Source organism: Aeromonas sp. Y293-4, assembly GCF_027705905.1.
Classification (GTDB): domain Bacteria; phylum Pseudomonadota; class Gammaproteobacteria; order Enterobacterales; family Aeromonadaceae; genus Aeromonas; species Aeromonas veronii.
In genome coordinates, this window is the sequence record NZ_JAPDCI010000001.1 from 1 (window position 1) to 12223 (window position 12223).

Consider the following 12223-nt stretch of genomic DNA (forward strand, 5'->3'; position numbering starts at 1 on the left):
CGTTCCGTTGAGCTCCACGAGAAAGTGATTGGTGCCTTTATAGAAAGACACCATTTCAACTGATTGGAGTCATTACCTAAATTTGTTCTCCCTCACCGTCCAGAATAAGATTATCAAATAATATAAATAATTTCATCTGGACTATTTATATTGTTTTTTCTGGTGATGAATGACGCACATTAGGAATATCTAATAACCTGTCTTAAATTCCACTGAAATATTAGTAAAAATGGATATTGACAAGCCTGAAAAAATGTGATTTTGCATGTTGACATGTCGTTTTGATGCGGTTAGTCTCACCGCAAATGACATGAGGATGGAGTTAATGGCGTATAGAAAAAACAGGATGGCAATGACGATTGAAGTGGCACTAAAAAATAATGTTCTTATTATGAAGCCGGCATATGCGCCAGCTACATTTAAGGCTTTTCGTCGCAAATCTGAACAGCTGAATAAATGGATTGGTAGGCAGATTATCTCTGATGTGACCGCAACCGACATGGGCCTCTTTTTGGCTAGGTTGCATCAGGAATATAGTAACAAAACTGTAAATCACTATCTCTCAATCTTGCGGCAGATATTCACTCGGGCTGTGGACGATAGGCTGATTGCCATGAGTCCGATACAAAATATAAAAACGTGTAAAACATCTTCCAACGATCCCGATCCATTTTTACAGCATGAGATCCAGGCTCTGAGGAGTTGCGAGGAGCATTATCCGATTGAGGTGGCATTAATCACCCTGGGAATCGGTACTGGGCTGCGAATTAGCGAACTCATGGCTCTTACTGTCGAGTCAATTGATCTGAATAAGCAGCAGCTGTTTATCGATTTAGCGCTGGTGGATAAGGAATTTAAAATCCCAAAAACCAGGGAGTCAAAACGGGTCATTGAACTGTGTGGCTGGACTCTGAGCGCAGCCAAAACACTGGTTGAGTATGCCCATCAAAGACAACCTCAGTTAATTACTGTATTACAAGCGGACAATAAAAAATCTTTACAGATGTATAGAACCTTATTGGCGTATTCGCAGGAAGAAGATCGGCCCTATGTCTCTGTTGACGATTTTCGGGGGGCATTTTTTAGGCCCTATTGTGAACGAGTAGCTGTACGCTATCGAGGGCCTAGCCAATTCCGCCACACCTATGCGAGTCAGATGCTCACTGCGGGCGTCTCTGTAGAGCGGATTGCCCGTAAAATGGGGCTAACCAGTACCGCCATGATATATAGGCACTACGGGAAATGGATTGTAGAGGATGCACCTGATTATGATGCCGTTGAGGATACTGTGCTGGACCGCTGTTTTAATGGTTTTACGAAACTGGAACCAGCTACGATAGCTAAATCCGACGAGTCTCATCAGTGTTATGGTTCAGACACTGCGTCTATAGACGATAGTGATTCGAGAATACACGATATTTCCGTTAATAGCTCATCTACATTACATATGGATGATAGGCGGATGGCAGCTATACATAAATTGAGCCAGCGATGGGGAGTAGACAAAAACAATATATTCTTATAGGTCAAGTGGTTTTATTTAACTAACAACAAATCCACGATATAATACTGTATGCAATAATTCAATTATTGTAGTGATACCGTTCACTATCATTTTACGATAAACGTTACGTGAGGTGTTATCCTATATGGCTGGCGCTCATAACTGTTGCGTTAAGATAATAGATTTAAATAGGGGCCGAAAAGAGCCCTAGGAGATATATGACTACCAAAAAGACTGAGTTTGAGTATACGAAGCTGGCTGAATTTTTTTACCAACGCCTTGAAAATAGGGCGATACCACTCACGGCAAAAAATATTTCTAATGAATTGCTAGCCTGTGCACCAGATTACCGACCAGGGTATTGGCGGAGACTGCGATGTGCTCTGGCATATCACCAGAATATGCTGGGCTATGTTGATGCTGCCGAGCGTATTCGGAGGGCGAAAAACCCTGTGACTGCACATGGTAGTAATTTATCAAAAAAATCCAGACAGCCCCGCGCGAGGGCGATCAATCAGGCAGATGAGGATGCTCTGAAATCATATTTTAACCAGCGTGGTGACATTAGTATGGTTTCTGCCATCCTCATTTTTAAAAACGCAGGTATTAGACCCGCAGAGCTTTCAGGTCTGAGAGTGGATGGAAATCGGCTTATTGTGACGGGCGCTAAAAAAAGCCATAGCGGACAACGGGGGGCAGACCGCACTTTACTGTTGGATGGCATCGATTCTGGCCTGCTCAGATATTGTGTCATGCAGGCGAAACGAGTAGACATTGGTGTGATGCAGGACAGGCTGCGGGCTGCTGGTAAAAAACTATGGCCTAGGCGTAGGGCTCTACCCACATTTTATAGCTGGCGTCACCAGCTCGGCTCTGAGCTCAAAGGTTCCGGAATGGACCGCCAACGTATTGCATATTTGATGGGCTATCAGGCCACTGGCTCTGTTGACCGTTATGGCAATAGGAAATTGGCTAGAGGTGGGCGACTGCCTAGCTGCCCTGCTGATGCCGATTTAAGCGGAATTCGTATGACTCACAGTCAGCTATCAGCGGATAATACACATTATATCAAGCCTGAGTCTCCAGTAATAAATCAGGTCAATAATAATTCTGTGGGGAATAGAGGATTGGCCGCATTCATACGCAGAGGGAAAAATGAATCCAGTGGGAATGATTTATCATAGTCAAAAAACTCAGGGCGAATTATCTAAATGCAATCATTTTAAAATGGGAGGAAGTTGACAATACACAACATGGTAATGCCGACTGCCACACACGTAAGTACGAGGCGTGATACCACGTAAGAACGCGTTTTAAAACCATACTTACGCGCACAAAAGTGCGTAAGTATGTGGATGGGTCGAGGCACGAGACCGGAACCCCGTAGAGAGCTTGCGAACGGAGTGGGTGGAGAATCCATTTTTATGGATGGCATGAAGCGGGAAATATGGAATGACATCGGAACCATATGTGTGCCAAGGTGACATCTGACGAAGTATGAGGAAGATCAACCTTGACACATATATTGGTGACGGTCATCCATATTTATAGCGCAATGCCATTCATAAAAACTTTTTAGATTTAATTGAATTGGCTGGCTAATGTATTAGCGGCTCATGAAATTAATAAGTAGAAAATAATAAGGGTTCATATATAACAACAATCAGGCGATAACGCCCAGGATAACAAAAAATGAAAAACAATAAAAATACAACAGTTGAGCATGATATTCCGTCATATGACGGTCAGAACGATGGTGTTGCCACAGAGCAGGTTCAGCAGGCTGTTAGGTCAGTGATGCAGGGTGAACTGCTGACTCTGCCGGACATGGGCCCTACTGGCCGCCCTATCAAGACCAGTGCAAATCTGTGCGCCCTGATTCGATTTCAGGCATGGTTGCCGCGCTACAACCTGATGACGGGTGAGCCGGAACTGGCGGGGGCTGATGGTGAGCGCCTGGGGGGCTCTGAGGCGGGCCAGCGATCTGCGCTGGTTGATGCCTGCCAGCTGGCAGGTGTGCCGGATGCCGCAATTGATGAGCACCTGATCGCGATTTGTGAGCGCCACAGTTATCACCCTGTGCGTCACTGGCTCGAACGTGGAGCCCCGTGGGACGGGATACCGCGCATCGATGCGGTGATTGCTACCCTCAATGCTGCAAATCCTGCCTATGCGAGTGCGGTGCTACATGCATGGCTGGTTGGGTGTGTTGCTGCGCTCTATCAACCACGTTGGAATTCAAAACTGGTGCCCGTGCTGGCGGGGGCACAGTCCTATCGAAAAAGCGCCTGGGTGAGTCGTTTGGCTGCCGTGGTGCCAGGTTCGACCCTCGATTGCTCCATTAATCCAGACAAGCCGGATGACGTGCGCCGTGCGGTGTCAGCGTGGATTGTGGAACTGGCTGAGTTGGAAAGTACGACGAAGCATGAGTCTGGCTCGCTCAAAGCGTTCCTAACCAGGGAGAGCGACTGTTTCCGCCTGCCCTATGCCCGTAGCATGACAATCAAAAAGCGCCAGACGTCATTCATTGCCACGGTTAATGGATCAGATTTCCTCAGAGACCCAACAGGGAGCGCCCGATTTGCGGTTATCGAACTGGCCGCAGCGGCTGATGTTGATCGCTTGAATGCGATCTTGGGTTGGAGCTGGAATGCGGGCCGCCTTTCCCAGACTGATCCTGAGCAACTGCGCCAGTTCTGGCTAGAGGTGCTAGCTCTTTATGAGTCTGGCGTGTCGTGGTTCCTAGATGATGCGACCGCTGCACAGGCCGCATCGGCAAACGATGCTCACACCGACAAGGGCCCATTGTATGAATTGATAGCTCATCACTACCTGTCGAGCGAGCATTCCAATTTTGAATGGCTCATCGCAAGCGAACTGTGTACCAGGCACGGTGAGAAATTGAGCGCAGCTGGGGCCTGGGGTAAAGCTCTCAGGCAGCATGCGAATGATGGAAACATCGAGAGCAGGAAAGGGCGCTCAAACCAAACTCAGTACCGTTTGCCCATTGTTAACCCAAAAATGATGGGCAAAATCGACAAGAAATGACGTTCAAGCCCTGCCGATAAGGTGGGGCTTTTTTCTGCCCGCCTGTTGGATGCTGATGATTAAGTGGTTAAGCGCCGGTTAAGTGGGTTTTCGCGCTTCTTAACCAGCCTCAAACCTTCGCCATTACTGGCATTCGGTGAATTTTGGTTAATTGATTAAGTAATTTTTATATAAAAAGTCATTGAGTAAATATGCATGGGCTCCTCAAATGCTCACAACGCTTTGCGGCAACGGTGCTTAACCACCTAACCATCATTGCATCAAACGCTGTCATAGCAAGGCTCAGGGGTTGATTAAGAGGGGTTTGACTGGCTTAACCAGTGCCTAATCACAACAACCTATCACACACCATAAAGATTTCCGATCACCATTATACCGAGAGCCCAGCAGGCATATTGGGAATTGACGCTGCACAACCTAATGGTCGTCGGTGCTGATTTTCTTATTGCCGTTGAATACTCAACGGCAGATTAGCCACATTGGCACCCAGTATCCTTGTTTGGGTGTATCAGACCGCTCGATCCATTCCAGACAGCAGAGTCATACATTGACAATATTCGTTTGAGTAGTGATATGGCTCATGTTCATGGTGATAACACCATGGTAATATTGAAAAAATCATGAAGCAGCGCCCAAATGACTACGGCGATACTCATCCCCTGATAGTGCTGTCAGTTGGGTGCGGTAGCCATCCCAATGTGGAGCAGAGCTACAACAAGCCGGACGGGAGGGTTGTGACTCAAATGAGTTACAATTTGAACTCATTGGGGCAGATCTAACGTGGTTTGACGCCGGTATAGCTTTACTAGCATGAGTGCAATAGGAAACCCGGCAAGAGCCAGCCTGTTGCCTTGCCGCGCCCAGGGCCGTACATGCGGAATACGCTGAATGTGAATCTTTCCAAGATTACCTGAGTAAGAGGAATAATGATGAAAGTTTTGAATGAAATTTTGGCAATTATAAAGGAACATCCGCAGACCAAATCCAGCGGGGTGCTGGCTGCCGCGCTGGCATCCGCTTGCAACGCAGGCTACGCAGTATCACTGCTAGATGTGTCTGCTAGCCTTGACGATAACGGTAAAAGATTGGTTGACCGGCTTGCTCGAATTACTCAGGAGCCTGATTACTCGAACGGTGCGCAGGATGAGGCTCTCTACCAACTACGTGCGCTCGGGTTCATCCACGGATCGAGTAAAGAATGAAATCATACATGAACATAGCATGGCATGGCATTGTTGAGCAAAAACATCCTTTACTGATGTCGAGTACCTGTATCCCCCCGGATGAACATCAAGTGCGTGACTTTATGAGGGGTGATCAAAGCATGATCATTATTGGTAATAGTAGACGCGACAACAGGACACTCTTGGCAACCTCAGAGCATCAGTCTAATGCCATCAGCCTAGCCAGTGAAAATCAATAATACAAGGAGTTTATATTATGCCATTACCATTTATCTTAGGAGCAGCTGCAATCGCAGCAGCAGGATTTGGTGCAAAAAAGGGTTATGATGGATATCAGGATAAATCATTAGCGAATGATATACTCGAGGAAGCTCGTTCAAAATATGAAAAAGCAAAAGGCTCGTTCGATACCATCAATAATGAAACAACTACTGGTCTTGAGCAGCTCGGTTCTCTACAATTAAAAATAGGCTCTGATTTTAAAGAGTTTCGCAAACTATCAAAAGAAATTCTTGCCAAAATCAATTCCGCAAATAATAAAGACGTAGAGTTTACGTTACCAAAACATAAATTGGTGAAAATAGATGAGCTAGCCATGTCAACAACCGCATATCTAGGTAAGATTGCTGGTGCTGGTGTTGGCGGTGCAGCTGCGGCATATGCCGTATATGGTGGAGTAATGGCATTGGCGGCCGCTTCTACCGGTACTCCGATTGCAGCTCTCTCAGGTGCGGCTGCTTATAATGCTGCCATGGCAGCAATAGGTGGAGGTTCACTAGCTGCCGGTGGTTTTGGTATGGCGGGGGGCGCAATGGTATTAGGGTCTGTGGTCGCAGCCCCCATCATAGCTATTGCTGGTTGGGCTTATGCCGCCCACGCTGAAGAAGCGTTAAAGGATGCTCGTTCTACTCGTGATGAAGCAAATGCTGCCGTGGACAAACTCGAGCGAGCCAAAATACAGCTTAAAAAAACCTCTATTTATGTGGATAAAATCCATCGCCATACTAATAACCTCTATCAACAGTTTACGCCATATTTTGATATGCTTAAGTATATTAACAATCAAATTATAACCCGAGGGGCTATAGGTGATCTGAAAGAAGAGGCCTTGCAAATCATTGAAAATGGTATGCAGTTAGCCTCTATCCTGACTGATATTATTACTACTCCACTGTTCAAGCCGAAAATGGATAATAAAGGCAAGATTATCATGGACAAAAATAATATCCCTCAATTTGATACGGATGCCAATGGCATGCAGATATTGAATGAAGATGCAATAAATTCAGCATTAACTTTAAAATAGTTAAAAATAGCAGCGATGCTATCGTTACATCGCTGCTTTTTTCTATAGGTAAGACTATGAATAATGCACAAAGTATAGAGTTTGACTTTACCTCTGAGCTTCACACGCAAGTTGTAAAAAGCTTAGTCACATCCTTTGGTTTGGATTTTTTGCTGCTGGAAGATAAGAAAGGCGGTAACATCGATACCATCCATAATGTCAGACAACGGCAGCGTGGGGAGACCGATATCCATGTCTCAGATGATTTTAAAATATCATATGAGAACAAAGGTGAATATCGGCCAATAAAAAAGAATGAGCACGGCGACACCATTTTTTCTAAAAATAGCAAAGCTAAAAGAGAGGATATTTATCGCTCTGATGACAACTACAGAGCTCGTGGTGCTCAGGATAAAATTTTGCATAAAGATGGTCAACTCTATGATATATATAGAGGCGACACTATGCGACAGAATGAAGATCGCCAATTGGATCATGTTATCTCTGCCCATGAGGTACATCACGATGCAGGGAGAGTTCTAGCAGGGGTGGATGGCGTCGCGCTAGCCAATCAAGATTCTAATCTCATTTCTACACACTATTACATCAATAATATCAAACGAGAGCACTCGGTAGAAAAATTCGTCAATGAAATTGTCCCACAAAAGATAGAATCAACCAAAGACAATATTCATAAAATTAAAGCACGGTTAGATAAGATCCCTATTGATAGTCCAGAGAATCGACATAAGAGACGAGAGCTAGAGGCTGAAATTAACAGTGCTGAGCAAAAAATTGCTACGCTGGAGAGCATTGATACACAAAAAATGCTGGCAGCAGATAAGGTTGCACGCAAAAATTATGATCACCACATAAATATAGCATACTATACCAGTAGCAAATTCCTTACTAATACTGCGTGCGCATCAATAAACACCGGTGTGCGTATGGGTATGAGAGAAACGCTTGGTATCGTGCTGGCCGAAGTATGGTTCGAGTTAAAAGAGCAGTTTCCTGTTATTTTTCATAAGAATAAACATAACTTCACGTTAAGATCGTTCATGACAGATATTGGTAATATACTGAAAAATATCTGGCAGCGGGTAACCGATAAATTTAAAGACTTGCTGATCACCTTTAAAGACAGTGCCGTGGGTGGCATCCTTTCCAGCATAACAAATACACTTATAAATATTTTCACTACCACAGGTAAGACTCTTGGTAAATTTATTCGTGAAATGTGGGGCACTATGGTAAATGTTGCCAAATTGGTGTTTTTCAATCCACAAAATCTTGAGTTGGGAGATCTGACGCGTGAAGTGCTGCGCTTAATCTCCATGGGAGTTTCACTGTCGCTCGGTGTAGTATTAAATCAACATCTGATCACGGTGATGACATTTCCATTCGGCACGGAAATAGCTGCTTTCTTGAGCGCCATGGCAACAGGGATCATGACCGTTGGTATGACCTACTTCCTCGATCACAGTGAATTGATGAAAAAGGTTTGGAGTTTCTTAAATCAATTTAAGAGCCACTACAAGCGAACTCTGGAGCAATTCCAAACAATCAATTACAAATTGGACATGTATCTCGCCGAGTTGGCAAGACTAGACTTCAATATGGATGTTAACGAGTTACAAGCGTTCACAGATGCACTGTCTGTCACCAATAGCGAATATGAGCGTGGTCTTATTCTTCATGCAGAGATTATCAAACGAAATATTGATCTGCCATTTGAGCCTGGCAATTCCGAAAGTACCCGTAGTTGGCTAAAGAGCTTATGCTAAAATCGTTGAAATCTTTCCCATGTAATCAATGTGGCCTGTGTTGCCGCAATGTTGGCATGAGTGAAGTTACCGCCTATCTGGATGCGGGAAATGGGGTGTGTCGTCATTTTGATGACACTACCCATCTTTGTACCATTTATCATGTTCGGCCATTGATATGTAGGGTTGAAGATTATTATCATGCGAATTTGTCTCATCAGATAACATGGGCGGATTTTGTTGTTATAAATGAAGAAATCTGTAAAAACTTACAAGAACATGGTGTTCCATGGGGGAAGTAGTGAGTTTATTCTTATCAACGTGATGAGTTGCTGAATAAAGAATTCTTCCACTGACTGGTTGCAAATTTAGCTCTCGCCAGATGCTTGAAGGGGGTATTCCTTTGTCTTCACCTTTCTGTGTAACGACCGAATTAGCTGATGTAGATAAAAATTCGATCATATGTATCGTTTAAACACTACATTCAGAATTATAAACTCTAGTTTTTAAACGCACTATACGTTTGTAGCGTGACAAATCAGGGTGAGAGCGTGAGTTGCTGAAATGTTCACTTAACCATGTATCTTCTGAGTTGCAAGGGTAATTTATGTGCATATTTCATACAGGCTAATAGTGAGTATGCGATGTCAAATTTTCCGATAATTTGTAAAATTACCTATATAGACATGAAAATAAACAAAGATATTCTCATGATCTCGCCTTGTGTGATCCTGCGTGCTCAAGGTCTGTTTTCACTAAAGCTTCGCTGATAATAAAGCCATAAGGTTTTATTATCTAACGATCACAGTAATTGAATCCCCCCCTGATGATGAAAGAGGCAATAGGGAAATATTATACTTCGGCAGTATCAATCCAATAGCCTTATTGCACTCAGTTCCTGCATCCACCGCACTTAAGCTCCGCCCCTTATGTGACTGGCCGTACCAACTCTGCTTCATACATCAACGGCATGAATATTGCTTGGACTGCGCCACGAACGATGAATCTATGCCTGTCACTGCGTGACTTCATGCTGTGGATTGTAAGCTCTGTTTGAAAGTGATCTTGACTGGCTAGGTCTGTAACTGTCTTGGATCCGGTATCTGTCATGCTCAGTGATGGCCAGAAGAAGGAGACCTTTATTGGAGTGAATCGAAATATTAAATATAATTGATGTTGTCACAAAATCGTGGCACGATATTACTTGCTTTTAACTATAACTGGTTGATTCACAACGATTTAGTGAGTGATTTCGAGGGTTCGAATCCCTCCCTCACCGCCAAATTTAAAAAAACCGACCTCAGGGTCGGTTTTTTGCTTTCCGGCAAACGCAAACACCTATGCCGACAAGTGAGCCAGAGCCACGCAGTGGCAGATCATCCACGCACTCATCCCCCGGTTTGCAAAGCCCTGATGGAACATCACCGCTTTTCGTATTGCCAGCTCCCGCCCCCTACCTTGCTTTTGTGATTGCCCCACCCAACAAGCGTTCCTTCCTGTCACAACAGGAGCAACAAGATGATTGCAATGCCATCTTATCGCCGCAACACGCCTTCTTTTATGGACGTTACCCAGCGCCCATTAATTGCTCAGCGATTGGATTTCATTTTGAAAAACTGATACTTAAGTAGCTACACTAGCCATTATCAACATGCAGGGACGTGTAAAAAATGAGCTTGATTGGCTTGGTACTGGCGTTGATCGCCATCCTTGGCGGCAACATGATCGAGGGTGGTCATCCCAGTGCACTGCTCGATCTGCCCGCATTTCTTATCGTGATCGGCGGTACCATAGGTGCTGCGCTGACCCAGTTCCCCTTCTCCGTTGTCGGCAGCACCATGAGGCGTTTCAAATGGCTGCTCTCTCCCCTCAAACTCGACCTGCTGGAACAGGCACAGTTGCTGGAGACCCTGGCAGGCAACGCCCGCCGCAGCGGTATGCTGGCGCTGGAAGGGATGATCGAGGAGATCAAGGATCCCTTCCTGAAGAAAGGGGTGCAGATGATGGTCGATGGCTACGAGAAGGCCAAAATCCACGAGGTGCTGGAGAACGAGATCGAATTTGAACAGGAAGATCTCGAACAGACGGTCAAATTCTATGAAGCCATGGGCGGCTACTGCCCGACCATGGGGATCGTCGGGGCGGTATTTGGTCTGATCCACGCCATGGGTCTGCTGGATGCCCCCGACAAGCTGGGCGGCGCCATCGCGGTGGCCTTTATCGCCACTATCTACGGGGTATCCGCAGCCAACCTGATCTTCTTGCCGTTCGGCAACCGCTACAAGGGGTTTGCCCACCAGATCCGCCACTACAAGGAGATGACCCTGACCGGCATTCTCTGCATCGTGGATGGCGAATCCCAAGCGCGCCTGCAAGTTACCCTCGAACCTTATCTGGGAGGTCACGGTGGCCAAAAAGAAAAAGGCTGAAGCGCCGGAGAACCACGAACGCTGGCTGGTCTCCTATGCCGACTTCATGACCCTGCTGTTCGCCCTGTTTGTGGTGCTCTACTCCTTTGCCATGGCAAAGCAGTCCGAAACCCGGGTGCTTATCCAGGGCTTTATCGAGTCGCTGGGTAAAATCGGCCTCATCTCCCCGCCTGCCGGCTCACCTTTGATGCAGGGGGGCACAGGGATTCTCGAGCCAGAATCAAAAACTACGCCGAGCAGCCCGAAAGAGGAGACTGTGCTGGAGAAAGATGCCCCCATGGCGGCATCGGACCCCTTCAACGAGACCATAGGTGCCTCGGAAAAACCGAGCGCCACCGAAGCCTGGCCCCACAAGACCAAGGAGCAGGAGTGGGTGCAGGTGACCAAGCAGAAGCTGGAGCAGCAGCTAAAGGCCCAGATTGAATCGAAGGATCTGGAGGTCGAGCAGCTTGGCAGTCAGCTGGTGATCCGCATCGGCGAGAAGGCGCTGTTTCCCGCCGATTCGGCGTTCCTGCAGCCCCAGTTCATCCCGCTGGTCAACAAGATCGCCGGCATTTTGGCCAACATCCCGGGGCAGGTAGTGGTCACCGGTCATACCGACAACTCCCAAGCGCCGGTGGAGCTCTATCGCAACAACTGGGAGCTCTCGGTGCTGCGGGCCTCCTCCATCGTGCAGACCATGCTGACCAACCCCCAGCTGGATGCCAGACGAGTCATCGCTCAGGGGGTGGCCGACACCCAACCCCGCTTTGCCAATGACACCCCCGAACATCGCCAGGCGAACCGCCGGGTCGATATCACCCTCTCCCAAGGCAAGGCCGCAGAAGAGTCGCTGCAACTGCTCAAGCCCTGATCCCCTCCGCTCCCGCTTCGCGCGGGAGCCTCTTTTTTAAAAACAAATAACTCAATAATATCAACACCATAAGATCTTAATGATAATGATTGCCATTTATTGTCAAGTGGTCAGGCCTCTGCAATAATGCCGCCCCTCAGGCTTAAATAAAAAC

General features: G+C 46.4%; 10 protein-coding genes. All 10 read left to right on the forward strand.

Annotated elements, in window-relative coordinates; all coding sequences use genetic code 11:
* On the forward strand, positions 1-63 hold a 63-nt coding region (locus OKC31_RS21690), incomplete at its 5' end, for an IS1 family transposase (protein WP_421288102.1).
* Between the two features lie 289 nt (positions 64-352).
* Positions 353-1525, forward strand: coding sequence for a tyrosine-type recombinase/integrase (locus tag OKC31_RS00005; RefSeq protein WP_227656665.1), 1173 nt, complete (start codon positions 353-355; stop codon positions 1523-1525).
* Positions 1526-1722: 197 nt separating this feature from the next.
* Positions 1723-2688, forward strand: coding sequence for a site-specific integrase (locus OKC31_RS00010; protein WP_270655859.1), 966 nt, complete (start codon positions 1723-1725; stop codon positions 2686-2688).
* A 508-nt stretch (positions 2689-3196) separates the two neighbouring features.
* On the forward strand, positions 3197-4552 hold the full coding sequence (locus OKC31_RS00015) for a VapE domain-containing protein (RefSeq protein ID WP_102948324.1): 1356 nt from the start codon (positions 3197-3199) through the stop codon (positions 4550-4552).
* A gap of 926 nt (positions 4553-5478) precedes the next feature.
* Entirely contained in the window at positions 5479-5754 is a 276-nt protein-coding gene (locus OKC31_RS00020; protein ID WP_234923751.1) for a hypothetical protein, read from the forward strand.
* 238 nt (positions 5755-5992) lie between these two features.
* Positions 5993-7042, forward strand: a complete 1050-nt coding sequence (locus OKC31_RS00025) for a chemotaxis protein (RefSeq protein ID WP_149153952.1) — start codon at positions 5993-5995, stop codon at positions 7040-7042.
* A gap of 56 nt (positions 7043-7098) precedes the next feature.
* Positions 7099-8808, forward strand: coding sequence for a hypothetical protein (locus tag OKC31_RS00030; RefSeq protein WP_201975651.1), 1710 nt, complete (start codon positions 7099-7101; stop codon positions 8806-8808).
* The gene (locus OKC31_RS21695) at positions 8802-9089 is read left to right on the forward strand and encodes a YkgJ family cysteine cluster protein (protein WP_149153902.1); all 288 of its coding nucleotides are present in this window, start codon (positions 8802-8804) and stop codon (positions 9087-9089) included. The genes OKC31_RS00030 and OKC31_RS21695 overlap by 7 nt, the downstream gene beginning before the upstream one ends.
* A 1368-nt stretch (positions 9090-10457) precedes the next feature.
* Complete coding sequence (locus OKC31_RS00035) at positions 10458-11216, forward strand: flagellar motor protein (RefSeq protein WP_005351127.1); 759 nt, start codon at positions 10458-10460, stop codon at positions 11214-11216.
* Positions 11194-12069 carry a flagellar motor protein MotB gene (locus OKC31_RS00040; RefSeq protein ID WP_101529948.1) on the forward strand — a complete coding sequence of 292 codons (876 nt, stop codon included), beginning with the start codon at positions 11194-11196 and terminating at the stop codon, positions 12067-12069. The genes OKC31_RS00035 and OKC31_RS00040 overlap by 23 nt, the downstream gene beginning before the upstream one ends.
* The last annotated feature ends 154 nt before the right edge of the window (positions 12070-12223 follow it).